The organism is Polaromonas sp. CG_23.6, from assembly GCF_029892315.1.
GTDB lineage: Bacteria > Pseudomonadota > Gammaproteobacteria > Burkholderiales > Burkholderiaceae_C > Polaromonas.
Map to the genome: position 1 here is coordinate 321,025 of NZ_JARXUY010000001.1, position 22,380 is coordinate 343,404.

The window sequence follows — 22,380 nt, forward strand, 5'->3', positions numbered from 1 at the left end:
GCTCTCAAAGAGGCCGATTTTCATCCCGGTCAGGCGTGCGCAGTTGCGGCACCAGCAGAAGCACGCTCGCCAGCGGCCAGAGCAATGCCTCGGCCAATGGCGCGACCAGCACGATCCAGCCGGGAAAAACGCCGCCGCCGAGCAGCCGCAGGATTATTTCGGCGGCATGTGCCGCTGCAAACAGCGGCAACACCTGCAAGGCCTGCAGCGGCACCGTGAACCACAACAGCCGACGCTGGATCATGGACGCAAAAAAGCTCAGCGCGACATAGGAAAAGGCATGCTGCCCGAGCAGCGACGTTTGATGAACATCCATCGCCAGGCCGAACATGAAGGCGATGCCGATGCCGACCCTCAGCGGCTGGTGCACGTTCCAGAAGACCAGCACCAACGCCAGCAAATCAGGCATCCACGGCACCCGGCCCAGTGGCAGCATGTTGAGCAGCAAAGCGGCTGCCAGGGTGCTCCAGATGAACACCGGACTGGCAGGCAGCAGCAGTTGCTGGCCGGAGCGCATGATCATTTGGCGTACCCCTTTCGGGCAGGCGCAACCGGCGCGATGCTTGAAGGCGGCAGCGCCAGATCGGTCGTGACCGGCTGGACGACGATGACATGCCGTGCGCCCGTGGTCAGCGCCTGCGGCACGCAATAGATCTTGGAAAATGCCGATTCGGCCCGGCGCTCGATCCGGCTGACGCGCGCCACCGACAGGCCGGGCGGGTACACGCCATCGACGCCGCTGGTGGTCAGCAGGTCGCCTTCCTGAACATCGGCGTTGCTGCCCATGAAGCGCAGTTCCATGCCGGTGCCGCCCACCGTCGGGTCGCCATAGGCTACGCTGCGCGCGCCCGTTCGCACATTGAGCACCGGAATCGCCAGATCGGGGTCGACCACCAGCGTGACTTCGCTGACCAGCGGATACACCCGCGTCACCTGTCCCAGCACGCCCGATTCGTCAAGCACGGGCGAGCCCAGGGCGACTTTATGCACTTGCCCCTTGTCGATGATGACCTTGCGGGTATAGGAATCGGCGGCGTCGTACACCACCTCGGCCGCGAAGACCGGCGTGGCGAGTTGCGCCTTGAGGTCAAGCAGCTTGCGCAGGCGGTTGTTTTCCTGCATCAGCAACTCGACCTGGCCGGCGCGCAGGGACTGCAGCGCCAGCTTTTCACGGGCCTGGGCGGTTTCAAGCTGCGCCTGGTCCAGGTCGGTGAAGTAGCCGCTGACGCCCTGCACGGCATGAACCGGCTGCAGGGCCACCCACTGCACAGGGTACAGGGCCGTGGCAAGGGCGGCGCGGATCGGCTGGGTGACGTTGAAACGCGCATCGGCCACCATCAAAAACACCGACAGCGCACCAAAGAAAACCAGCTTGGAAAATACCGACGGCCCCTGGTTGAAAAAGGGCGGCAGGGATCGGTCGAGGGTTCCTAAAGCCATGGTGCGTGGTCAAGCCGGTCCGGTATGGTGCTGCAGCCGCGCTGCATGGGACGGGCTTGAGGATGGCGTGGTGAAAAAAGCCTATTCCGTGGTGAAGATCGAGCCCATGCGGTCCATGCGCTCCAGCGCGATGCCGCAACCGCGCACCACGCAGGTCAGCGGGTCCTCGGCGACCAGCACCGGCAGGCCGGTTTCCTCGGCCAGCAGGCGGTCCAGGTCGCGCAGCAGCGCGCCGCCGCCGGTCAGCATCATGCCGCGGTCGGAAATGTCGGCGCCGAGTTCGGGCGGCGTCTGCTCCAGCGCGTTCTTGACGGCCGAGACGATCTGGTTGAGCGGGTCGGTCAGGGCTTCAAGGATTTCGTTGCTTGAAATGGTGAAGCTGCGCGGCACGCCTTCGGACAGGTTGCGGCCCTTGACTTCCATTTCACGGACTTCGGAGCCGGGAAAGGCCGAACCGATGGTCTTTTTAATCACTTCAGCCGTCGGCTCGCCAATCAGCATGCCGTAGTTGCGGCGGATGTAGTTGATGATGGCGTCGTCAAAACGGTCGCCGCCGACGCGCACACTGCCCTTGTAGACCATGCCGCCGAGCGAGATCACGCCGACTTCGGTAGTGCCGCCGCCAATGTCGACGACCATCGAGCCACTGGCCTCGGACACCGGCAGGCCGGCGCCCAGCGCGGCAGCCATGGGCTCTTCAATCAGATACACAGCGGCAGCGCCGGCCGCCTCGGCGGCGTCCTTGATGGCGCGGCGCTCGACCTGGGTCGAGCCGCAGGGCACGCAAATGATGATGCGCGGGCTGGGCGTGAGCAGGCGGCGCGGATGCACCATCTTGATGAACTGCTTGATCATCTGCTCGGTGATGACGAAGTCGGCAATCACGCCGTCCTTCATCGGGCGGATCGCCTCGATGTTGCCAGGCACCTTGCCCAGCATGGCCTTGGCTTCGCGGCCGACGGCCTGGATGACCTTTTTGCCATGGGGACCGCCTTCGTGGCGAATCGCAACCACCGACGGCTCATCCAGCACAATACCCTTGTCGCGCGCAAAGATCAGGGTGTTGGCAGTGCCCAGATCGATCGCCAGGTCGGTGGAAAAGTACCGACGGAATGCTTCAAACATGTTCAAAAATCCGGTTGCGGCATGGGCAAACTTCGCTGCCGCATCGCCTTTATTATTTAATCAGCAGAGGAAAGAGAGGACGTACAAGGCTAGGTTGCAAAACCTGTTTGAAGCGTCTAAAAAGCGCCTAAAGGGTGGATCAGGCCTTGAATTCACGCCAAAGGCGGGATAATAACGCATCCACTCTGATTCAGCGTGGCACAATGCCCGTTTTTTTTGGTTTACATCTGGTTTTAGTTGCATTATCGCGCCCTGTGCAAGGCGTTTTTTCTTCTGCATCACTTCACAAGCGCTTATTGGCATTTATGGCATTGACATTTAAAGACATTGAACGCGTGGCCAATCTGGCACGGCTGGAACTCCGGCCCGACGAAACCGAGCGCACACTGAGCCAGCTCAACGGTTTTTTTGCCTTGGTCGCGCAGATGGAGGCGGTGAATACCGACGGCATTGAGCCGCTGGCGCATCCGGCGGCGCTGCTCGGCGACGTCGCCCTGCGGCTGCGCGACGACATCGCCAGCGAACCCAACCAGCGCGAAGCCAGCCAGGCCAGCGCGCCAGCCGTCGAGCGCGGCCTGTTTCTTGTGCCGAAAGTGATCGAATGAGCAGCCCCTCCTCCAGCCCCCTGAACCTTGACCTGCACGACCTCGGCGTGGCGCAACTCGCTGCCAAACTGGCAGCAGGTGAGGTTTCCAGCGTAGAAGTCGCGCAGCATTTTCTGAAACGTATCGACCAGCATGCCAGCCTGGGCGCGTTTCTGGCACTTGACGCCGACGCGTCACTGGCGCAGGCCCGGGCCGCCGACACCCGACTGGCCGCAGGGGAACGCACGCCCTTGTTGGGCGTGCCGCTGGCGCACAAGGACGTGTTTGTCACCCGCGACTTTCCCACCACTGCCGGCTCGAAGATGCTGGCGCATTACCGCAGCCCGTTTGATGCCACAGTCGTCAACAGGCTGGGCGTTGGCATTGGCGGCGCCGGCATGGTGACGCTGGGCAAGCTCAACTGCGACGAGTTCGCCATGGGCTCGGGCAACGAAAACAGCGCCTATCAAAAAGTGCAGAACCCCTGGGACGTGAGCCGCGTGCCCGGCGGTTCGTCGGGCGGCTCGGCGGCCGCCGTCGCTGCGCGCCTCGTGCCTGCCGCCACCGGCACCGACACTGGCGGCTCGATCCGCCAGCCGGCGTCATTGACCGGCATCACCGGCATCAAGCCAACCTATGGCCGTTGCTCGCGCTACGGCATGGTGGCATTTGCCTCCAGCCTGGACCAGGCCGGCCCGATGGCGCGCAGCGCACTCGACTGCGCCCTGCTGCTGTCCGCCATGGCCGGCCCGGACCCGGACCGCGACTCGACCTCGCTGGACCTGCCCGCTGTTGACTATGCTACTGATTTAATAGCTACTCATGCAGACGGAACTAGCGCAAAGCCCCTAAAAGGCTTGAGAATCGGCCTGCCGACGCAGTTTTTCGGCGCCGGTTGCGCGCCCGACGTGGTGGCGGCCGTGCGCGGCGCGCTGGCCGAATTTGAAAAACTGGGCGCGACGCTGGTCGATGTCAGCCTGCCGCTGACCGAACTGTCGATTCCGGTCTATTACGTGATCGCCCCGGCCGAAGCCAGCAGCAACCTGAGCCGCTTTGACGGCGTGCGCTACGGCCACCGCGCGGCGCACTACACCGACCTGACCGACATGTACAAGAAGTCGCGCAGCGAAGGCTTTGGCGACGAGGCCACGCGCCGCATCATGATCGGCACCTATGTGCTGAGCCACGGCTATTACGACGCCTACTATTTGAAGGCGCAAAAAATCCGCCGCCTGATCGCGCAGGATTTCCAGACTGCTTTTACGCAATGCGACGTGATTGCCGGTCCGGTGTCGCCCACGGTGGCCTGGAAAATTGGCGAAAAGTCCGCCGACCCGGTGGCGAACTATCTGGCTGACATCTACACGCTGTCGTCCAGCCTGGCGGGACTGCCCGGCATGAGCGTGCCGGCCGGTTTCGGCGCGGCCGGCATGCCCGTCGGCCTGCAGCTGATCGGCAACTATTTCAAGGAAGCGCAGTTGCTGGGCGCAGCCCACCAGTTTCAGCTGGCGACCGACTGGCACCAGAAAGTACCGGGAATTTCAGCATGAGCCAAGATAAAAAATCCCTGCTGGTGCAAGGTTACGAAGTTGTCATCGGCTTTGAAACCCATACCCAGCTGACCACGCAGTCAAAGATTTTCAGCCGCGCCTCGACCGCGTTTGGCGCCGAGGCCAACACCCAGGCGTCCGCCGTGGACTTTGCCCTGCCCGGCGCGCTGCCGGTGATGAACAAGGGCGCGGTGCAGCGCGCCATCGAGTTCGGCCTGGCGGTGAACGCGCACATTGCCGAAAGCAGCGTGTTCGCGCGCAAGAACTATTTCTACCCCGACCTGCCCAAGGGCTACCAGATCAGCCAGTTCGAGATCCCGGTGGTGCAAGGCGGCGTGGTCGAGTTTTTCCTGGACGGCGAAAAGAAATCCGTGCGCCTGGTGCGTGCCCACCTCGAAGAAGACGCCGGCAAATCGCTGCACGAGGACTTCATCGGCCAGAGCGGCATCGACCTGAACCGCGCGGGCACGCCGCTGCTGGAAATTGTCACCGAACCCGACATGCGCTCGACTGCCGAGGCCGTGGCCTATGCCAAGGAACTGCACAAGATCGTCACCTGGATCGGCATTTGCGACGGCAACATGCAGGAAGGCAGCTTTCGCTGCGATGCCAACGTGTCGGTCAGGAAGCCCGGCGCCGAACTGGGCACGCGCCGCGAGATCAAGAACCTGAACAGCTTCAAGTTCATGCAGCAGGCGATGGACTACGAAGTGCGCTGGCAGATCGAGCAGATCGAGGACGGCCACGCCATTCAGCAGGCGACCGTGCTGTTCGACCCGGACACCGGCGAGACGCGCTCGATGCGCAGCAAGGAAGACGCCGCCGACTACCGCTATTTCCCCGACCCGGATTTGCCGCCGCTGGTCATTGGCCGCGACTGGGTGGAAAAGACGCGCTCAGAGATGTCGGAACTGCCGCGCGTGATGGCCGCACGCTTCGTGGCCGACTATGGCCTGAGCGACTACGACGCCGGCCAGTTGACGCAAAGCAAGGCGACGGCGGCCTATTTTGAAGCGGTGGCACATGCCAGCAAGCAGGCCAAGCTGGCCAGCAACTGGGTGATGGGCGAGGTGTCACGCCGCTTGAATGCCGAGGACAAGTCGATTGAAGCGTCCAGCGTCAGCGCCAGCCAGTTGGGGGCCCTGATCGGCCGGATTGCCGACAGCACGATTTCCAACAATGCGGCACGTCAGGTGTTTGACGCCTTGTGGGCCGGTGAAGACCAGGACGTTGACACGCTGATCGAGGCCAAGGGCCTCAAGCAGATGAGCGACACCGGCGAACTGGAAACCATCATCGACGGCGTGCTGGCGGCCAACGCCAAGAACGTCGAGGAAGTGCGCGCCGGCAACAGCAAGGCCTTCAACGCGCTGGTCGGCCAGGCCATGAAGGCCACCAAGGGCAAGGCCAATCCGGCGCAGGTGAATGAATTGCTGAAGAAAAAACTGGCTTGACGCCCCGCTTTCACTGCATCAAAATGCTATCGAAACAGTAGCTATCAAGGCAAGCCAGTATTGCGCAGAAAAGCAATTTGGCTTAAACTTTCAGTTCCTGCCGTTACGGGAATCGCCAGTGCCGATGGGAGCTGTCGGATTTGCAAACGCCCACAACTGCCTGAGCTTGACCAGTTCCTCATCAAAGCGCTGGTTGACGCGTTTTTTTTCCTGCTGCTGAGCGGCAATAAATTGTTGCTGGACAGCAACGTTGCCCGCGTTTTCTTCCAGCCTGCGTTTGAGCGAAACCGGCATCCTGGACAGGTCCTTGGCATAAAACTCCCGTTCTCCGTCAAGCGTCTTGCGCTGGCCGGCCAACTCGCTCCGCCGCGTCCTCAACGTGTGGATGATTTCATCGATCTGCAGCAACGCGGCCACCCGTTCGCGGTCATGCACTTCAGGCGTGGGATAACGCATCAGCAGCGCCTTGTCGCGGCGCCGGTCTTCGGCTTCGCGCGCACGCAACTCAGCAGCCCGTCTGTTTTTTTCTTCCTGAGCAGCCTGTTCATGCGCGGTCAGCGAGGGTCCAATCTGGTGCGTGACAATGCCGGACGGCGACAGTGTGCGCTGGGCGCGGTCACTGCACTCTGCAATGGGTCGGTCCGCAGTGATGGTGCGCCCTTTTGCATCCACGCACGAGTAGATCTGCTGTGCCACTGCAGCGCCTGCCAGAAGAAAAACCAGACCCGCAAGACCGGATGTGAGCAGTGAAGACAGGCGCAATTTCTTTTTTCAGTTGACGCCGTAGCGTTCTCGGTAAGCCAGCACGGACTGGTAATGGTTTTTGAGCTGCATGGCATCGGCGTTTTGGTCACCAGTTGCAGGGTCGCTGTGCAAGGCCAAATAATGTAACAAATCGCTCAGCTGCGCAATAGCGCAAACCTGCAACCCGAGTTGCCGCGTGACAAATTGCACGGCGCTGTGTTCGACGTCCAGGCCGTTTTCAGTGGCCTTTTCCTGGCGGTCAAGCGCAATCGCCACCGCATGCGGCGTGGCGCCGGCGTCCTGGATCAGCGCAATCGACTCGCGCACGGCCGTGCCGGCAGACATCACGTCATCGACAATCAGAACGCGTCCCTTGAGTGGCGCGCCGACCAGCGTGCCGCCCTCGCCGTGGTCCTTGGCTTCCTTGCGGTTGTAGGCAAACGGCAGGTTGCGCCCCAGCCGTGCCAGCTCGATGGCGACTGCGGCAGCCAGCGGAATGCCCTTGTAGGCGGGACCGAAGATCATGTCGAACGCCAGGCCGCTGCGCTGCTCCTCGGCCAGCAGCTGGCGCGCATAAAATTGCGCCAGCCGGCCGAGCTTGGCGCCGTCATCAAACAGGCCGGCATTGAAAAAATAGGGGCTCATGCGCCCGGCCTTGGTTTTGAACTGGCCGAAGCGCAACACCCCGGATTCGACCGCAAACTGCACGAATTCCTGGGCCAGATCGCCCTGCGGTGGCATGGCCTCGCCTTGATTGCCTGTCTGCCCTGTCGTCGTATTCATTGAAAGTCCCATGTTCAAATTAACCAGCCTCAACCTCAATGGCATCCGTTCCGCTGCCACCAAGGGCCTTCAGGAATGGATGGCCCAATCGATGCCAGATTGTATTTGCGTGCAAGAGCTCAAGGCGCAGGCGGCCGACCTGAGCGGGCGCTTTGAGGAAATCGCCGGAAGCAAGGGCTACTTTCAGTTTGCCGAGAAAAAAGGCTATTCGGGCGTCGGCATTTACACCCGCCATGAACCAAGCGAAGTGATTGTCGGCTATGGCTCGACCGAGTTCGACGCCGAAGGCCGGTATGTCGAACTGCGCTTTGACCGGCCTGGCCGCGCGCACAGCCCCAAACTGTCCATCATCAGCTGCTATTTTCCAAGCGGCTCCTCGGGAGAGGAGCGTCAGGCGGCCAAGTTCCGCTTCCTGGCCGAGCTGTACCCGCACCTGGCGGCGCTGAAACAATGCGGCGGTACGCCCCGCGAATTCGTGCTGTGCGGCGACATCAACATCGCGCACCAGGAAATCGACCTGAAGAACTTCAAGGGCAACAAGAAGAACAGCGGTTTTCTTCCCGAGGAACGCGCCTGGATGACGGAGCTGCTGGGCCAGGACAGCATGGTCGATGTGTACCGCCGGCTGCATCCTGAAACCACCGGCGACGCTTACACCTGGTGGAGCAACCGGGGACAGGCCTATGCCAAGAACGTTGGCTGGCGGCTCGACTATCACTTGGCGACACCAGGTTTTGGCGCCACTGCCCGCGCGGCGGCCATCCACAAGGCGCAACGTTTCAGCGACCATGCACCGCTGACAATCGATTACGACTGGAGACTTTGAGCCACTTGAGTACCAGGGCGCTGCGCAACAGACTGCCTCAAGGCATCAAGTTCTACGGGGGTATGCTCCTCAAAAAAATTGGGGCTAACCGATGCTAGGAAAAGCTTGCGTTCGCCGCATCCTCTACCTTGGTGCGGAAAATCACTTCCCCGTCATGCACCCGTACCACGCGCACCTCTTTTTGTGTTGGCAAGGTGATGCTTTTAGCCGCAATGGCCACGGCCAGCGAACTGTTGTCGTAGAGGTGGTCAAAGTTGATGGCCAGTAACAAATCACTGGTAAGCGTGCCGTTGCTTTCGATTTTGTACTTAGGGGTGGACATGTGGGACCCTTGTCTTTAATAGTTATGTGCCTGAGCATGCGCCTGAGCCTTTGCGATGGCGACTTTGATCCGCTGCGACTGGCAAGCAAGCAGTCAATTAAAACGACCCGTGAGGTCGTCAAATAAGCCCGCCTTTGGAATGATGTAATTTTTAAGTAAATAGCACTGGCAGTACATCCCCTCAACAAGGGATAAAACGCCTTATTTTGAAACAAATTGAAGCAATTAATACGCCATCAATGCTGCATCACCTCAAAAGAATTGCCATAGACGCCCCTGGCAGAGGGAACCGCCGTCCCCAGCCTGAGACAGGCACGCCCTGTTCGAGTTGCTGCTGCGTCAGGATTTTCTTTTCAATCTCAACTGCTGCGCTTTTGGAGATACTGCAGCGCATGTGCCACTCGAAAAAATAAAGCCATGCACATTCTCTGGACCTATCTGCGGCCGCACCGCTCGCTCGCCGCACTTGCCTTGCTGCTGGCGGCCATCAGCCAGGTGCTGGCGCTGGTCGATCCGATCATCTTCGGCCGGATCATTGACGACTATGCCATCGGGCGGGCGGGCAAGACAGAGGAAGAACTTGTGTCGGGTGTGCTGTCGCTGCTCGGGCTGGCGGTGGGCGTGGCCGTACTGTCGCGGCTGGCCAAGACGTTGCAGGACTATGCGACCCGGCTGCTGGTGCAAAAATTTGGCACGCAGATTTTCAACGACGGGCTGCGCCAGGTGCTTCGGCTGAAATACCAGGAATTCGAGGATTTGCGCAGCGGAGAGACGCTGTCGCTGCTGCAAAAGGTGCGCGCCGACAGCGAGCGCTTCATCAACGCCTTCATCAACACCTTTTTTGCGGCCATCGTCGGCATCGCTTTTTTGAGCTGGTATTCGGTCACGCGGCACTGGCTGCTGGTGCCGGTGTTTCTGGTCGGCGTGTTGCTGATGGGCGGGCTGACCGGGCTGCTGAGCCGCGAAATCAAGACCCAGCAACGCTCCATCGTGCGCGAGACCAACCGCAATTCGGGTTTCATCACCGAGTCGCTGCGCAATATTGAGCTGATCAAGAGCTTGGGCCTGACCTTTCCCGAGATTCGGCGACTGCAGGCGCAGACGATGAAAATTTTTGCGCTGGAGATGAAGAAGGTCAGGCGCATCCGGCTGCTGTCCTTCTTGCAGGGCAGCACGCTCAGCCTGCTGAAGCTGGCGATCTTGTTTGCCCTGCTGTGGCTGATCTTTCGCGACGTGCTGAGCACCGGTGAGCTGATCGCCATGCAGTTCATCTCGGTGGCGATTTTTGCGCCGCTGCAAGAACTTGGCAACGTGATCGTCGCTTACCGGGAAGTCGAAACGTCGCTGCTGAACTTTGATGCGTTGATGAAAAAACCGGTCGAGCGTCGGCCCGAGTTGCCGGTGAAGATCGGGCCGGTCACTTCGGTGCACTTTGCCGATGTCAGCTTTCGCCACAAGGACGCCGCCGACAACGCACTGGAGTCGCTGTCGTTTTCGGCCGGGCTGGGTGACACCGTGGCCTTTGTCGGCCCGTCGGGCTCGGGCAAGTCCACCCTGGTCAAGCTGCTGGTCGGCCTGTATTCGCCCGCCAGCGGCCAGGTGTTCTACAACGGCATTTCGACCCGCGACCTGCGCTACAACGAGGTGCGGCGGCAAATCGGCTTTGTGACGCAGGAAACGCACCTGTTTGCCGGCACGCTTCGCGAGAACCTGCAGTTCGTCAAGCCCGACGCCACCGACGACGAAATCATCGCCGCCATGGAAAAAGCCGCGTGCGCCTACCTGCTGGCCAAGTCGCCCGAGGGGCTGGACCTGGTCATCGGCGAGATGGGCATGAAGCTCTCGGGCGGCGAAAAACAGCGGCTGTCGATTGCCCGGGCCTTGATCCGCCATCCGCGCCTGCTGATTTTTGACGAGGCCACATCGGCGCTCGACTCCATCACCGAAGAGCAGATCACCCGTACCGTGCGCCAGCTGTCGGCCAGCAGCAGCCGCATCACGCTGCTGATTGCCCACCGGCTGTCAACCATCATGCATGCCAACACCATCTTTGTGCTGGAAAAAGGCAGCATCGTGGAAAGCGGCAGCCATGCAGAACTGCTCGAAGCCAAGGGGCTGTACTACGCCATGTGGCGCCAACAGATTGGTGAGCGGCCCAGCCGCCACGCGATGGTGGAGCCAATGGAGGCATGAAGCGCATTCGTTCTGATTGGCCACGGATTTTTCTGCTTCAAAAAAGTCTGTCCCGCCCATCTGGCGCTCGTATCAAGCTATCTATTTAGAAGCAAAACATGCCCGGTCCCTTGCACGCCATGCGGGCGTGCCGGATGGCATACAGCGCGCACCACTGACCTCTGCCATAGGCTCCAGGACTTTTTCCGCCCTGAAGGTGATGATGCGCCGGATCAGGGACGTGAAGCAGGCGCTGCCGGTGTCGGCGCATCGCTGCTGACCAGGCGCCTGACCTCCAGAAGTTTGGCGTTCAGCCGCCGGTGGTTCACCGGGCCGGTGCGCAGCAGCATTTTTTGCCCTGCCGACAGCGCATCGAGCGCAGGGTCGGTGAACTCGTAACGCAACCAGGGCCGGAGCGAGGGAACGGAGCCCTTGACCTCGACCAGCGTCACATCGAGCGGTCCGGCCTGCACCGGTGTGGACAGCAGCAGGTCAATCACTGCAACAAGCCGGTCGTTGAAATAACGGCCGGTAAATCCCAACTCTTCATAAGCCTGCTGAAACAAAGGGTACAGCCGTTTGTAAAGACGCACAGCGGCCGCAGTGTCCACCGACTCGACAAACAGCACAAAGGGTGTGTAACGCAGGCTGTTGTCGGGACTGATGCGGGTCACGCCGGCGCTTGTGTTGCCGGCCTCTTCGCCGCTGGCCAGGGTGGTGAAGCGGCCGGGTGTCGGCACCACGGGCCACACCATTGGCGGGGCGTGTTGGCGGGCCAGGTTGTCGGTGGTCGCCACCACGTGGCGGACGAAACCCTCAAGGTGCAAAAAGGTTTGCACCTTGTCGCGCCCCAGCAGCGTGACCAGGGCCTGGCTCAACCAGGCGTCGGAGTCGGCCAGTGCGGGCAACGGCGCACCAGCGGCGGGCTCATCGGGCGCGGAGGTGATCGGGTATTGAATCGCCGCAGGGACAGAAGCAGGGAGCGAAGGCGCGGGCGCCGCAACCACAGGGGTGTCGGGAAACGCCGTCAGGGGTTGCGGGCGCTGCTGCCACCAGTACCAGGCGCCTGCGCCGATGGCGGCCAAAATCAGGACTGTCGCAAAGCGCGCTGCATTGTTGCTCATGGTGGTTGACGACGCGAACGACGTGCTTATGGGTTCGGATTTTGATGGTATCACTGCGGTAAATCCATGCAAGCTTCGTATGGCAGGCTGCGCACCATGCGTAGCGAAACAGCGAGAAAACGGGTTTGGGCGGGGTCGCGATGCATGTGGCGATTTGTCCTGATGTCCGCAGCGGACCTTGTTGACACTGTCGGTGCGGTTCCGGGCAAGGTCGGACGCTTTTCGACGCTGGCGGCGCTGCCCGGCATTGCGCTCACCAGCGTGTTCCTGATGAAACCGATCGAGCGGCGCGACCGCACCGTGATGCGGATGGGTGTGGATTGCCTCGCAGCCCTGATCGTGTGTATCGGCGGCGTATTCATGCCGTATCGCATCGCGCAGCCGATGCGCGGCAGATGGGGTCAGCTTGCCTGGTTCCTCGCGTTATTGCGTCAGAACGTCTCCGGACTTGCGGGCGTGTCTTTGCTGCCGGCGGTTTGAAAATTGCCGTTCACCCTGCCTTTAAAGTCAAAATTTATCGGCCCTCCCCTGGGCATTGCATGCAGTCATAAATTGGTAGCACTTCAACACAGGAGCAAGCCATTCCGAGCCCCAAAGACAACACCAAGTTGACCGGAGACACCCACCAGCCCGAGATCAAGTCGAACCAGCCTGTGGAAGAAGAATCGCCCATCGGCCTTGGCACCACGGGCATGCAAAGCGGCCTAGCCGCATCAAGCCATGAAGCTCGAACGCTGCGCATGGCCATGAGTCCACAGGAACCCACCGGCTTTGCCAGTTGATGCAGGCTGATCCCCCTCAAGGGCTCAGCCCCCTGGCCTTCCTATTTCCTGCCTGAACTGTTGGGCGTGTGCTGGTGGTGCAAATCAGGCGTGTCAGGCATGTTTTTCGAATCTACCCGTGCCTTGACGCTGGCCTTGCTGTTGGCCGCTTTCTCGGCCACAGCCTGTTGGCTGCCCAGCGGGCTGGGATGCTTCGCATCATCATGACTGGAGGCGGGTCCGGTTTTGGTGGGCTTCATGGTTTTTGCTCCTTGAGAGGCAGAATCGGAAAATTTGAACAACAAGAGGCCATGGTCTCCCCATCAGGCATTCAGCGCATCGACGCCGCGGTTTGAATCCACGTAGGAGAGGGGCTCGAAATACCCTTTTCGCGTTGCCGTCATCGTTTAGCCCGATGGAGATGCGTGCTGTGTCCGGTCCGTCCATGGCTTGGTACGCAGCGGCGCACAGCGTCCGCTGCCGTGTCAGCCATCAGCCGGCCATCGGCGAGTCTGGGGAGCCCATCATCATTGCCAGCAACTTCGGCAGATCCCGCTCGGGCATCACGCCCCTCATGGTCTTCATCACCATCAGTACCGACAGCACGACAGTGGCGGCCAGGCCTGCGATCCATCCTTTTCCAGGCATGAAATGTCTTGTTGGGGCTGCGGGACGAATGCCGTCGGCGACGGCGCGGGCGCGGGCTGCGGCGACCGGTTCAGCTCAGGCCGTCCCCCGGATCGGGTACTCCTTGTCCATCACGAAGCGCACACCCTTGAGGAGCGCCTTGAGGTCCGGGCGGGCAAAGGGCGCGTTCGACACATCCACGACTTGCACCTGCCCCTGCGGATTGAGCACGAACACGCCTGGCTCGGAGAACGGCCGGTCGGTTTCCTCGGCCGAGCGCGGCGCGGACACGTACAGCCCCAGCTGGTGCATCTGCTCGACCGACAGGTCGTAGCCGACAGGAAACGTCCAGCCGCATGCGGTCACTTCGGTTTCAGCCTTGTCGCGGCTGTCGGCCGAGACGGTGAAGACGGCCACCTGCGCTGCCTTGAAATCGTCTAGCATCCCCTGGAGCGTATCAAGGTAGGTTTTGCAAATAGGACAATGCTTGCCTCGGTACACCACCAGCATGCGCCAGCCGCTGTCTTGTGCCGGCTCGACGCGACCACCCTTGACAGCATCCCAGCCCATCGGGGGAAAGGCTGCGCCGGCACTCATTTTTTGGTTGTTCATGTGGTTTCTCCATAGGCGTGTGGATGGGCATCCGGCTTGCAACTCACCAGCGAGCAGCGAGCACCAAGGGCTTGAGCCTAAACCGCATGGTGTGGCAACCGCTTGGGCAGTTGGCGCCAGCCTGGGTAAGCCTTCACCTACAGGTTGGTTGCGCGTGGGACCAGACCACCGGGGCCTGCGCAGGGGCCCTGCAAGACGCGCCTGGAGCAGCTTTTCGCCTGCCGGGCAATGCACGCGATGGGCTGCAGGGTCGCCCGGCGACGCTGGTGTTGCCTACGACTGGCCCATGCGCACCCGCCGGGCGGCTTCCTGGGCGCTGGCATCGTCGATTTCGCGCAGCACGCCACCCAGGTCCACCGGCCCGGCCTTGCGCTTGAAATGGCCGGTCAGCACGGTGTCGGGGTACAGCACGCCGCGCTGGTACAAATCCCACATCTCGTTGCCGTAGTCGATCTTCAGCAGGTCAGGCGCGAAACGGCCAAAGAAGTTGCGCAGGTTGGCCACGTCGCGCAGCAGCATGCGGCTGGCGTGGTTGTTGCCGGCGGCATCCACCGCCTGCGGCAGGTCGATGATGACCGGGCCGTCTTCGGCCAGGAGGATGTTGAACTCGGACAGGTCGCCATGGACGACGCCCGCGCACAGCATGCGGATGACTTCGGCGATCAGGCTGGCATGGTGCCGGCGCGCCTGCTCGGGCGTGAAGTCCACGTCGTTCAGGCGCGGCGCGGCGTCGCCGTTCGCGTCGGTCACGAGTTCCATCAGCAGCACGCCGTCACAAAAGTTGTACGGCTGGGGCACGCGCACGCCGGCGTCGGCCAGTTTGTACAGGGCATCGACCTCGGCGCTTTGCCAGGCGGCTTCGCTGGCCTGCCGGCCGAACTTGGTTCCCTTGGCCATGGCGCGTGCCTGGCGGCTGTTCTTGACCTTGCGGTTCTCGGTGTAATCGACCGCCTGGCGAAAGCTGCGCTGGTCGGCTTCCTTGTAAATCTTGGCGCATCGGGTTTCATCGCCGCAGCGAACCACATAAACCATCGCTTCCTTGCCGCTCATGAGCTGGCGGACGACGGTATCGATCAGGCCCTCTTCAACGAGGGATTGCAGTCTTGGGGGTGCTTTCATGTCTGCCATTGTGCCCGGCAACAACGCCAGCCCGACAGCACGCAAAGACCGCACTAGACGACTGGTCTAATTTAAAAGGTAAACTCCAGCCCATGAGCAACGAACACACGGATGTCAAGCAGCACATCCTCGACACCGGACGCACCATTATTCTGGGCAAGGGTTTTTCGGCGGTCGGACTGAACGAGATTCTGGCCACTGCCCGCGTGCCCAAGGGGTCGTTCTACCACTACTTCAAATCCAAGGAAGCGTTTGGCGAAGCGCTGGTGGACAGCTACGTGAAAGACTACCTCACGCATGTTGACCTGCAACTGCGGCCCAACGGAATGCCTGCCGCAGAGCGCCTGATGGGTTACTGGGAAAGCTGGGCCAGCACGGACGATACGCAGGTCACTGACTGCAACTGTCTGGTCGTGAAGCTGAGCGGCGAGGTCTGCGACATGTCCGAAGCGATGCGAGTGGCCTTGCTGCACGGCACCAACCTGATCATCGAACGGCTGGGCCAGTGTATTCAGGAAGGTTTGGAAGACGGTTCGCTGTCCAGCGATTTCAATGCCAGTCAGACAGCGCTGACACTGTACGAGCTTTGGCTGGGTGCGGCCCTGCTGACCAAAATCCGGCGTGATCGCAGCGCCATGGATGCGGCCATGACCGCCACTTTGGGCTTGCTGAAACTGCCTCAACTCACAGCCGCCTGACCATTTTTTTATAACCATCCCGGCCCGCAGGGTTCATGCCCTGCGAGCCATTTTTTTTCACACCCATTAGCCGACTGGTCTATTTCAAAAGGAAAACATGCAGAGTTTTACGTTTCACAACCCCACCCAAATCATTTTCGGACGTGACAAGGTCGCCGAGCTGGCCAATCTGGTGCCTGCCACCGCCAAAGTGCTGCTGCTGTACGGTGGCGCCAGTGCCGAGAAAACCGGCACGCTGGCCGAAGTCAGGGCGGCGCTGGGCGAGCGCGTGCTGCAGGAGTTTGGCGGTATCGAGCCCAACCCGACCTATGAAACGCTGATGAAGGCGGTCGAGCAGGTCAAGCGCGAAAAGATCGACTTTTTGCTGGCCGTCGGCGGCGGCTCGGTGATTGACGGCACCAAGTTTGTCGCGGCTGCAGCTTGCTTCGACGGCGAGCCATGGGACATCCTGCTGAAGCAGGGCAACAACGTGACCCGCGCCCTGCCTTTCGGCACGGTGCTGACCTTGCCCGCCACCGGTTCGGAAATGAACAACGGCTCGGTCGTGACACGCAAGGCGACGCAGACCAAGCTGGCGTTCAAAAGCCTCCACGTCTTTCCGGTGTTCTCGGTGCTGGACCCTACCAAGACCTTCACCCTGCCGCCCAAGCAGATTGCCAACGGCATCGCGGATGCCTTTGTGCACACGGTCGAGCAGTACCTGACCTACCCGGTGCAGGGCCTGGCGCAAGACCGCTTCGCCGAGGGCTTGCTGCAAACGCTGATTGAAATCGCCCCCAAGGCGCTGGCCGAGCCGGAAGACTACGACACCCGCGCCAACCTGATGTGGACCGCCACGCTGGCACTCAACGGCCTGATCGGCGCCGGTGTGCCGCAGGACTGGGCCACCCACATGATCGGACACGAACTGACGGCGCTGTATGGCATCGACCATGCCCGCACGCTGGCCATCGTGCTGCCTCCGCTGCTCAACGTGCAGCGCAAAACCAAGCGCGCCAAACTGCTTCAGTATGCCGAGCGCGTCTGGCACATCACCAGCGGCACTGACGACGAGCGGATTGACGCGGCTATCGAGCGTACCCGTGGATTTTTCGAAAGCCTGGGTATCAGCACCCGGCTGTCGGGCTACCACCTCGGAAGCGAAGTGGTCGATGCGGTGGTCAGGCAACTTGAAGCCAATGGCATGACCCGTTTGGGCGAACACCAGGACATCAGCCCGCAAGTCAGCCGGACCATTCTGGAAGCCGCACTGTAAATCATTGGACGTTCCGCACTGCGGACTTCAAGAAGTCCGCAGTCCCGGGCTGTCGTACCAGAACCACTGGCAAAAACAGCCCCATTTTTATCCCTCAACCTAGAAGACCCCCATGCTGAAAAAACTCCTTACCCCCCTGAAAATGGGCAACACCACCCTGCCCAACCGCGTCATCATGGCGCCGCTGACCCGCTCGCGGGCCGGCCAGCCGGGCGACATTCCGAATGCGCTCAATGTCGAGTACTACACGCAGCGCGCCAGCGCCGGCATGATCGTCACCGAAGCCACGCAGGTGTCCCGGCAAGGCCAGGGCTATGCCCTGACGCCTGGCATCTACACCGATGCACAGGAAGCCGGCTGGAAAAAAGTCGTGCAGGCCGTGCATGCCCAGTACGGCCATATCGCATTGCAACTCTGGCATGTCGGCCGCATCTCGCATTCGCTGCTGCAGGAAAACGGCGCTGCGCCGGTCGCGCCGTCGGCCCTGATTGCCAAAGACGCCCAGTGCTTCGTGATCCAGCCTGACGGCACCGCTGAAAACGTTCCCACTGAAACCCCGCGCGCACTGGCGACAGAAGAACTGCCAGGCATCGTCGAGCAGTACCGCCAAGCCGCCGTGCGCGGCCAGCGGGCCGGCTTTGACTTTCTGGAAGTGCATGCGGCCAACGGCTACCTGCTGCAGCAGTTTTTGTCGACCAACAGCAACCAGCGCACCGACGCCTACGGCGGCAGCCTGGAAAACCGCGCGCGCCTGACGCTCGAAGTGCTGGATGCGGTGATTGAAAAAGTCGGCGCCAAACAGGTCGGCGTGCGCTTGTCGCCGCACTTTATGGGAATGGACATTGCCGACAGCGAAGCCGAAGCCAGCGCTTTGTACCTGGCCAAAGCCTTCACCGAGCGCGGCATTGCCTATCTGCACATCGCCGAGCCCGACTGGATCGGCGGGCCTGAGTTGACCGCTGTTTTCCGCGCGCAAATTCGTGCGGCGTTCAACGGCGTGCTGATTTTCTGCGGCGGCTACACGGCAGATGAAGCCGATGCGCTGATTGACCAAGGCACGGGAGACGCCGTGGCCTTTGGCCGGGCGTTCATTGCCAACGCTGACCTGGTCGAGCGTTTCCGTCAGGGCGCCGCGCTCAATACGCCTGACCGCACGACCTTTTACGGCGGCGGTGCGCATGGTTACACCGATTACCCGGTACTGGATTTGCAGCCGGCGTAAGGGCCAGACGCGTCACAGCGCTATCAAATAAATAGCTGCCTGTGCTTATGGTACTTGCGCAAAAGTACTTTTTCATTGATAAAGAGCAGCCAAGCAAGCATTTTGACGGTATCAAACCGCCGCTCCTGCCCCGGATGAGGCAGGAACGGCAAACAAAGGACGACATATATGAAAATTCTGATGGTTCTCACCTCGCACGACCAACTCGGCAACACCGGCAAGAAAACCGGTTTTTGGCTGGAAGAATTTGCCGCACCCTACTACGCGTTCAAGGATGCCGGCGCCGACGTGACACTGGTTTCACCCCAGGGCGGCCAGCCGCCGCTCGACCCGAAAAGCGACGAGGCCGACGCGCAGACCGATGCCACACGCCGCTTCAAGGCCGACCCGGCCGCGCAACAGGCGCTGGCCCACACCGGCAAGCTGTCGGCAGTCTCAGGCGATGGCTTTGACGCGTTGTTCTACCCCGGCGGCCACGGCCCGCTGTGGGACCTGGCAGAAGATGCCGATTCCATCAAATTGATCGAATCCATGGCCGCTGCCGGCAAGACGGTGTCCGCCGTTTGTCATGCCCCCGGCGTGCTGCGCCATGTCAAGGCAGCCGACGGCTCGCCGCTGGTCAAGGACAAAAAAGTCACCGGCTTCACCAACACCGAAGAAGCGGGCGTGCAACTGACCGACATCGTGCCCTTCCTGGTCGAAGACATGCTGGTGAAAAACGGCGGTCATTACAGCAAAGGGGCTGACTGGCAGTCGTATGTTGTCACCGACGGCAAGCTGATCACCGGCCAGAATCCGGCGTCGTCAGAAGCAGCCGCATTGGCCGTTGTACGTCAACTGAAGGGCGAGTAAATCAGGCATTGACCCATAGGCGCGCAGCTTGAAGGCCGAGGGCCAGGCAAGCCGCCCACGGGTCCAATCGTTCATTTGTCAACCCATTAAAAAGGAAACCATGGCCTACCAAAGTACCAATCCCTACAACGGAAAAGTTCTCCAGACGTTCGACGAAATCACCGACGCCGCACTGGAGGAAAAACTCCAGCAGGCGTCCAGCTGCTATGAAACCGAATGGCGCGGCAAAAGCTTTGCCGAGCGCTCCGCCGTGCTGGCCCGCGCCGCCGCCATCCTGCGCGAACGCCCGCAGGAGTTTGCCGAGCTGATCACGCTGGAAATGGGCAAGCTGTTGCCACAAAGCATGGGAGAGGTTGCGCTGAGCGCCGCTATCCTCGACTATTACGCCGAGCATGCCGAGCGTTTTCTGGCCCCTGAAAAAATCGCCACGCCGCGCGGTGAGGCAATGGTTGAAAGCAGTCCCATCGGCGTGCTGTTCGGCGTCGAGCCCTGGAACTACCCGTACTACCAGATCGCCCGCTTTGCCGCGCCCAACCTGATGGCTGGCAACGTCGTCATGGTCAAGCATTCTTCCAGCGTGCCGCAATGCGCGCTGGCCTGGGAGCGCCTGATGTTTGAGGCCGGCGCACCGGCAGGGGCCTACACCAACCTGTTCATCTCCAAGGACCAGGTGACGCAGGTGATTGACGATGTGCGCATTCGTGCGGTGGCGCTGACCGGCAGCGAAGCAGCTGGCGCCGTCGTGGCAGCGCGGGCCGGACAGAACCTGAAAAAGACGACGATGGAACTCGGCGGCAGCGACGCCTTCATCGTGCTTGACGACGCCGACCTGGACAAGGCGGTCAAGCATGCCGTCAGTGGCCGCATGGGCAATTCAGGCCAGGCCTGCACCGCGTCCAAACGCTTCATCGTGGTCGAATCGATGGCTGACGGTTTTCTGCAGAAATTCCAGTCTGCGCTGGAAAACTTCAAGCCCGGCGACCCGATGGACAAGCAGACCACGCTGGCGCCACTGTCCTCGCTTGACGCGCTGAAGAACCTGATCGGCCAGGTGGACGAGGCGGTGGCTGGCGGCGCACGCTTGCTGATTGGCGGCAAGCGCATTGAAGGCCTGGACGGCAACTTCATGCAGCCCACCATCCTGGCCGACATCGACAAGAGCAACCCGGCGTACATGCAGGAGTTCTTTGGCCCGGTGGCGCTGTTCTTCCGCGTGGCTGACGAAGATGCCGCCGTGGCGCTGGCCAATGATTCACCGTTCGGCCTGGGCGGTTCGGTGTTCACACAAGACATCGAGCGCGGCAAGCGCGTCGCGCGGCGCATTGACACCGGCATGGTGTTTATCAATTCGGGGGCCACGTCATCACCGGAACTGCCATTTGGCGGCGTGAAGAATTCAGGCTATGGTCGCGAACTGTCAGGCGCGGGCATCCAGGAATTTGTCAACAAGAAGTTGATACGGGTCAGCTGAAAATGCTTTTTTGCTATTGAAAAAATAGCATTAAACGCTTTCAGGTCAAGCGAAGCAGCCATTATTTCCTTGAAATAGTGGCTGTTTCGCTGTTCACTGTTACAGGACCAGCGCTGATGGCACATTTGACAAAGCGCAGGGCGAACAGACTGCTTCTCAATACGCCGTACTGTCTTTAAAAACCAGCCGGATGGTTTTCAGAATAATCACAATGTCGAGCAGCAACGACCACTTACGCAAATAATCCAGGTCAAAATCGACACGGGCCTGCATCTTTTCCAGCTTGTCAGTTTCACCGCGCAAGCCATTGACCTGTGCCCAGCCGGTGATGCCAGGCCGTACCTTGTGCCTGACCATATAACCCTTGATCAGGGTACGGTACAACTCATTGTGGGCAACTGCATGGGGTCGTGGTCCCACGATACTCATCCGGCCCTGTAATACATTAATAAATTGCGGCAGTTCATCGAGTGATGTCTTGCGCAAAAATGCACCCACCCGTGTGATTCTTGAATCATTCTTGGTAGCCTGGCGGACCGTGCTGCCGTCTTCGGTGACCGCCATGGAGCGAAACTTTTAGACCACAATCTGCTCTCCGTCCAGACCATAGCGCCGCTGGGTGAATATCACAGGACCTGGCGAGCTGGCCTTGACGAGTGCGGCTATCAGCAGAAGCAGCGGGCAAATAACGGCCAATATGGCGAATGAAAGAACAATGTCGCTCGCGCGCTTGAGAAAACCCCTGAAACCTCTGAAGGGGGTGTCGCAGACAGAGATGACATCGACCCCGCATACCGACTGGCTGCGCCCCTGAATCAGGTCCGTGATGAACATATCGGGAACGAAATAGATAGAGCAGGTTGTATCTTTGAGGGCGTCAAGGATTTCCAGTATTCTTGGCTGCGCTGTCATGGGCAATGACAAATATACTGACTGAACGTGATGTTTCTTTACAAAGTCGGACAGATTCCCGATTTTTCCCAACAGCCGGTACTGGTTTTTCCCGCCAGTCCGATCTACGCTCCGGTCTTCAAAAAATCCTAAAAATTTCTTGTCTGCATAGGGCGAAAATTCGATTTTTCGTGCCAGTGCGATTCCTTGTCTGTTCATGCCGACAATGACTGTCCGGCGAGAAGAAATTTGCGCACGGAACAATCCAGGAAAAACACCCCGAAGTACAAGGAGCACACCAATATGGGAAGCCGGTGCGACCCATAACCAGTTAACGATGACTTCTTTTGAAAAATAAGGAATGTGATACGCAAAAAAACCAATCACCTTGAAAATTATGAAAATACAGCACCAAAATATCGCAATATTAAGAAAATTCTCTGCCATCGATGGTTTGCTTTGAGGTGCAACCAAAGCAAACATTGAAAAAATAAGTATCGAAAGCACAACGTAAGCAGGGCTCAGCGTATGCTCAAAATGAAAGACAAGCAGCCAGAGCGACAACACCAGAGCCAATCCGATAAACGCACTTTCAGCAATTCCGGCAAGATCACTTCGTGTCTGTTTGGGAATTACAGGTTTCTGATCTATTTTTAAAGAAATACCTTTATTGGACATAATATTTTCATTAGCGGTTTGAATAAATGTCTAAAGAACAGATACTTAGTATTTTGTTAAGGTTTTCCCT

23 protein-coding genes and 1 pseudogene are annotated in these 22,380 nt (G+C 60.2%); 12 read left to right on the top strand and 12 right to left on the bottom strand.

The annotated features are described in order from the left end of the window. Positions 1–4: 4 nt before the first annotated feature. The 3 genes from mreD to H4V98_RS01645 all read right to left on the bottom strand — a co-directional run bounded on the left by mreD (position 5) and on the right by H4V98_RS01645 (position 2,565). Positions 5–523: a rod shape-determining protein MreD gene (mreD, locus tag H4V98_RS01635; RefSeq protein ID WP_196864360.1), complete on the bottom strand. Its 519-nt coding sequence runs from the start codon at positions 521–523 to the stop codon at positions 5–7. Continuing rightward, on the bottom strand, positions 520–1,440 hold the full coding sequence (gene mreC, locus H4V98_RS01640) for a rod shape-determining protein MreC (protein ID WP_196864361.1): 921 nt from the start codon (positions 1,438–1,440) through the stop codon (positions 520–522). The genes mreD and mreC overlap by 4 nt, the downstream gene beginning before the upstream one ends. Before the next feature lie 81 nt (positions 1,441–1,521). Then, positions 1,522–2,565: a rod shape-determining protein gene (locus H4V98_RS01645; protein ID WP_036807110.1), complete on the bottom strand. Its 1,044-nt coding sequence runs from the start codon at positions 2,563–2,565 to the stop codon at positions 1,522–1,524. Between the two features lie 305 nt (positions 2,566–2,870). Here H4V98_RS01645 and gatC point away from each other — a divergent pair, with 305 nt between their 5' ends. The 3 genes from gatC to gatB are packed head-to-tail and all read left to right on the top strand — an operon-like array spanning position 2,871 to position 6,153. Next, entirely contained in the window at positions 2,871–3,170 is a 300-nt protein-coding gene (gatC, locus tag H4V98_RS01650; protein WP_196864362.1) for an Asp-tRNA(Asn)/Glu-tRNA(Gln) amidotransferase subunit GatC, read from the top strand. Beyond that, the gene (gene gatA / locus H4V98_RS01655; protein ID WP_196864363.1) at positions 3,167–4,699 is read left to right on the top strand and encodes an Asp-tRNA(Asn)/Glu-tRNA(Gln) amidotransferase subunit GatA; all 1,533 of its coding nucleotides are present in this window, start codon (positions 3,167–3,169) and stop codon (positions 4,697–4,699) included. The genes gatC and gatA overlap by 4 nt, the downstream gene beginning before the upstream one ends. Continuing rightward, positions 4,696–6,153, top strand: a complete 1,458-nt coding sequence (gene gatB, locus H4V98_RS01660) for an Asp-tRNA(Asn)/Glu-tRNA(Gln) amidotransferase subunit GatB (protein ID WP_196864364.1) — start codon at positions 4,696–4,698, stop codon at positions 6,151–6,153. The genes gatA and gatB overlap by 4 nt, the downstream gene beginning before the upstream one ends. A gap of 90 nt (positions 6,154–6,243) precedes the next feature. On the opposite strand, the gene H4V98_RS01665 is transcribed toward gatB, so the two are convergent. Both H4V98_RS01665 and pyrE read right to left on the bottom strand, forming a co-directional pair. Further along, positions 6,244–6,915, bottom strand: coding sequence for a DUF4124 domain-containing protein (locus tag H4V98_RS01665; RefSeq protein ID WP_196864365.1), 672 nt, complete (start codon positions 6,913–6,915; stop codon positions 6,244–6,246). Between the two features lie 9 nt (positions 6,916–6,924). Next, positions 6,925–7,638 (bottom strand): orotate phosphoribosyltransferase, encoded by a 714-nt coding sequence (gene pyrE, locus H4V98_RS01670; RefSeq protein ID WP_196864415.1) that lies wholly within the window; start codon positions 7,636–7,638, stop codon positions 6,925–6,927. A 52-nt stretch (positions 7,639–7,690) separates the two neighbouring features. On the opposite strand from pyrE, the gene H4V98_RS01675 reads away from it, so the two are divergent. After that, positions 7,691–8,506 carry an exodeoxyribonuclease III gene (locus H4V98_RS01675; protein WP_196864366.1) on the top strand — a complete coding sequence of 272 codons (816 nt, stop codon included), beginning with the start codon at positions 7,691–7,693 and terminating at the stop codon, positions 8,504–8,506. Between the two features lie 94 nt (positions 8,507–8,600). On the opposite strand, the gene H4V98_RS01680 is transcribed toward H4V98_RS01675, so the two are convergent. Then, a complete protein-coding gene (locus H4V98_RS01680; RefSeq protein ID WP_196864367.1) occupies positions 8,601–8,828 on the bottom strand; it encodes a hypothetical protein in 228 nt (75 codons plus the stop codon). A gap of 417 nt (positions 8,829–9,245) precedes the next feature. Here H4V98_RS01680 and H4V98_RS01685 point away from each other — a divergent pair, with 417 nt between their 5' ends. Continuing rightward, positions 9,246–11,021, top strand: a complete 1,776-nt coding sequence (locus H4V98_RS01685) for an ABC transporter ATP-binding protein (protein WP_196864368.1) — start codon at positions 9,246–9,248, stop codon at positions 11,019–11,021. A gap of 212 nt (positions 11,022–11,233) precedes the next feature. Here the strand turns inward: H4V98_RS01685 and H4V98_RS01690 are convergent, their stop codons facing one another. Continuing rightward, positions 11,234–12,124 (bottom strand): DUF3014 domain-containing protein, encoded by an 891-nt coding sequence (locus H4V98_RS01690; RefSeq protein ID WP_196864369.1) that lies wholly within the window; start codon positions 12,122–12,124, stop codon positions 11,234–11,236. A 144-nt stretch (positions 12,125–12,268) separates the two neighbouring features. Here H4V98_RS01690 and H4V98_RS01695 point away from each other — a divergent pair, with 144 nt between their 5' ends. Continuing rightward, a complete protein-coding gene (locus tag H4V98_RS01695) occupies positions 12,269–12,604 on the top strand; it encodes a hypothetical protein (RefSeq protein WP_196864370.1) in 336 nt (111 codons plus the stop codon). Positions 12,605–12,732: 128 nt separating this feature from the next. Next, complete coding sequence (locus tag H4V98_RS01700) at positions 12,733–12,906, top strand: hypothetical protein (RefSeq protein WP_196864371.1); 174 nt, start codon at positions 12,733–12,735, stop codon at positions 12,904–12,906. Positions 12,907–12,947: 41 nt separating this feature from the next. Here the strand turns inward: H4V98_RS01700 and H4V98_RS01705 are convergent, their stop codons facing one another. The 4 genes from H4V98_RS01705 to H4V98_RS01720 all read right to left on the bottom strand — a co-directional run bounded on the left by H4V98_RS01705 (position 12,948) and on the right by H4V98_RS01720 (position 15,243). Next, a complete protein-coding gene (locus H4V98_RS01705; RefSeq protein ID WP_196864372.1) occupies positions 12,948–13,145 on the bottom strand; it encodes a hypothetical protein in 198 nt (65 codons plus the stop codon). A 232-nt stretch (positions 13,146–13,377) separates the two neighbouring features. Further along, entirely contained in the window at positions 13,378–13,533 is a 156-nt protein-coding gene (locus H4V98_RS01710) for a DUF6789 family protein (protein ID WP_196864373.1), read from the bottom strand. 75 nt (positions 13,534–13,608) lie between these two features. Then, complete coding sequence (locus tag H4V98_RS01715; RefSeq protein WP_231374833.1) at positions 13,609–14,124, bottom strand: redoxin domain-containing protein; 516 nt, start codon at positions 14,122–14,124, stop codon at positions 13,609–13,611. Positions 14,125–14,397: 273 nt separating this feature from the next. Beyond that, positions 14,398–15,243 carry a PA4780 family RIO1-like protein kinase gene (locus H4V98_RS01720; RefSeq protein WP_196864374.1) on the bottom strand — a complete coding sequence of 282 codons (846 nt, stop codon included), beginning with the start codon at positions 15,241–15,243 and terminating at the stop codon, positions 14,398–14,400. A gap of 92 nt (positions 15,244–15,335) precedes the next feature. On the opposite strand from H4V98_RS01720, the gene H4V98_RS01725 reads away from it, so the two are divergent. The 5 genes from H4V98_RS01725 (at position 15,336) to H4V98_RS01745 (ending at position 20,741) form a co-directional block, all read left to right on the top strand. Next, positions 15,336–15,941 carry a TetR/AcrR family transcriptional regulator gene (locus tag H4V98_RS01725; protein WP_196864375.1) on the top strand — a complete coding sequence of 202 codons (606 nt, stop codon included), beginning with the start codon at positions 15,336–15,338 and terminating at the stop codon, positions 15,939–15,941. 97 nt (positions 15,942–16,038) lie between these two features. After that, the gene (locus H4V98_RS01730) at positions 16,039–17,196 is read left to right on the top strand and encodes an iron-containing alcohol dehydrogenase (protein WP_196864376.1); all 1,158 of its coding nucleotides are present in this window, start codon (positions 16,039–16,041) and stop codon (positions 17,194–17,196) included. 112 nt (positions 17,197–17,308) lie between these two features. Continuing rightward, positions 17,309–18,418 carry an alkene reductase gene (locus H4V98_RS01735; protein WP_196864377.1) on the top strand — a complete coding sequence of 370 codons (1,110 nt, stop codon included), beginning with the start codon at positions 17,309–17,311 and terminating at the stop codon, positions 18,416–18,418. Positions 18,419–18,586: 168 nt separating this feature from the next. Next, positions 18,587–19,270, top strand: coding sequence for a type 1 glutamine amidotransferase domain-containing protein (locus H4V98_RS01740; RefSeq protein WP_196864378.1), 684 nt, complete (start codon positions 18,587–18,589; stop codon positions 19,268–19,270). Between the two features lie 100 nt (positions 19,271–19,370). Further along, complete coding sequence (locus tag H4V98_RS01745; protein WP_196864379.1) at positions 19,371–20,741, top strand: NAD-dependent succinate-semialdehyde dehydrogenase; 1,371 nt, start codon at positions 19,371–19,373, stop codon at positions 20,739–20,741. Positions 20,742–20,897: 156 nt separating this feature from the next. Here the strand turns inward: H4V98_RS01745 and H4V98_RS01750 are convergent. Further along, positions 20,898–22,310 (bottom strand): annotated as a pseudogene (locus tag H4V98_RS01750) (undecaprenyl-phosphate glucose phosphotransferase). Positions 22,311–22,380: the final 70 nt, after the last annotated feature.

Coding starts and splice junctions, on each gene's coding strand:
- mreC (WP_196864361.1), bottom strand. CDS start 1,440: ATGGCTTTAGGAACCCTCGACCGATCCCTGCCGCCCTTTTTCAACCAG.
- H4V98_RS01645 (WP_036807110.1), bottom strand. CDS start 2,565: ATGTTTGAAGCATTCCGTCGGTACTTTTCCACCGACCTGGCGATCGAT.
- mreD (WP_196864360.1), bottom strand. CDS start 523: ATGATCATGCGCTCCGGCCAGCAACTGCTGCTGCCTGCCAGTCCGGTG.
- H4V98_RS01695 (WP_196864370.1), top strand. CDS start 12,269: ATGTGGCGATTTGTCCTGATGTCCGCAGCGGACCTTGTTGACACTGTC.
- H4V98_RS01690 (WP_196864369.1), bottom strand. CDS start 12,124: ATGAGCAACAATGCAGCGCGCTTTGCGACAGTCCTGATTTTGGCCGCC.
- H4V98_RS01725 (WP_196864375.1), top strand. CDS start 15,336: ATGAGCAACGAACACACGGATGTCAAGCAGCACATCCTCGACACCGGA.
- H4V98_RS01685 (WP_196864368.1), top strand. CDS start 9,246: ATGCACATTCTCTGGACCTATCTGCGGCCGCACCGCTCGCTCGCCGCA.
- H4V98_RS01745 (WP_196864379.1), top strand. CDS start 19,371: ATGGCCTACCAAAGTACCAATCCCTACAACGGAAAAGTTCTCCAGACG.
- pyrE (WP_196864415.1), bottom strand. CDS start 7,638: ATGCCACCGCAGGGCGATCTGGCCCAGGAATTCGTGCAGTTTGCGGTC.
- H4V98_RS01675 (WP_196864366.1), top strand. CDS start 7,691: ATGTTCAAATTAACCAGCCTCAACCTCAATGGCATCCGTTCCGCTGCC.
- gatB (WP_196864364.1), top strand. CDS start 4,696: ATGAGCCAAGATAAAAAATCCCTGCTGGTGCAAGGTTACGAAGTTGTC.
- gatA (WP_196864363.1), top strand. CDS start 3,167: ATGAGCAGCCCCTCCTCCAGCCCCCTGAACCTTGACCTGCACGACCTC.
- H4V98_RS01740 (WP_196864378.1), top strand. CDS start 18,587: ATGAAAATTCTGATGGTTCTCACCTCGCACGACCAACTCGGCAACACC.
- H4V98_RS01705 (WP_196864372.1), bottom strand. CDS start 13,145: ATGAAGCCCACCAAAACCGGACCCGCCTCCAGTCATGATGATGCGAAG.
- gatC (WP_196864362.1), top strand. CDS start 2,871: ATGGCATTGACATTTAAAGACATTGAACGCGTGGCCAATCTGGCACGG.
- H4V98_RS01730 (WP_196864376.1), top strand. CDS start 16,039: ATGCAGAGTTTTACGTTTCACAACCCCACCCAAATCATTTTCGGACGT.
- H4V98_RS01680 (WP_196864367.1), bottom strand. CDS start 8,828: ATGTCCACCCCTAAGTACAAAATCGAAAGCAACGGCACGCTTACCAGT.
- H4V98_RS01710 (WP_196864373.1), bottom strand. CDS start 13,533: ATGCCTGGAAAAGGATGGATCGCAGGCCTGGCCGCCACTGTCGTGCTG.
- H4V98_RS01720 (WP_196864374.1), bottom strand. CDS start 15,243: ATGAAAGCACCCCCAAGACTGCAATCCCTCGTTGAAGAGGGCCTGATC.
- H4V98_RS01735 (WP_196864377.1), top strand. CDS start 17,309: ATGCTGAAAAAACTCCTTACCCCCCTGAAAATGGGCAACACCACCCTG.
- H4V98_RS01715 (WP_231374833.1), bottom strand. CDS start 14,124: ATGAACAACCAAAAAATGAGTGCCGGCGCAGCCTTTCCCCCGATGGGC.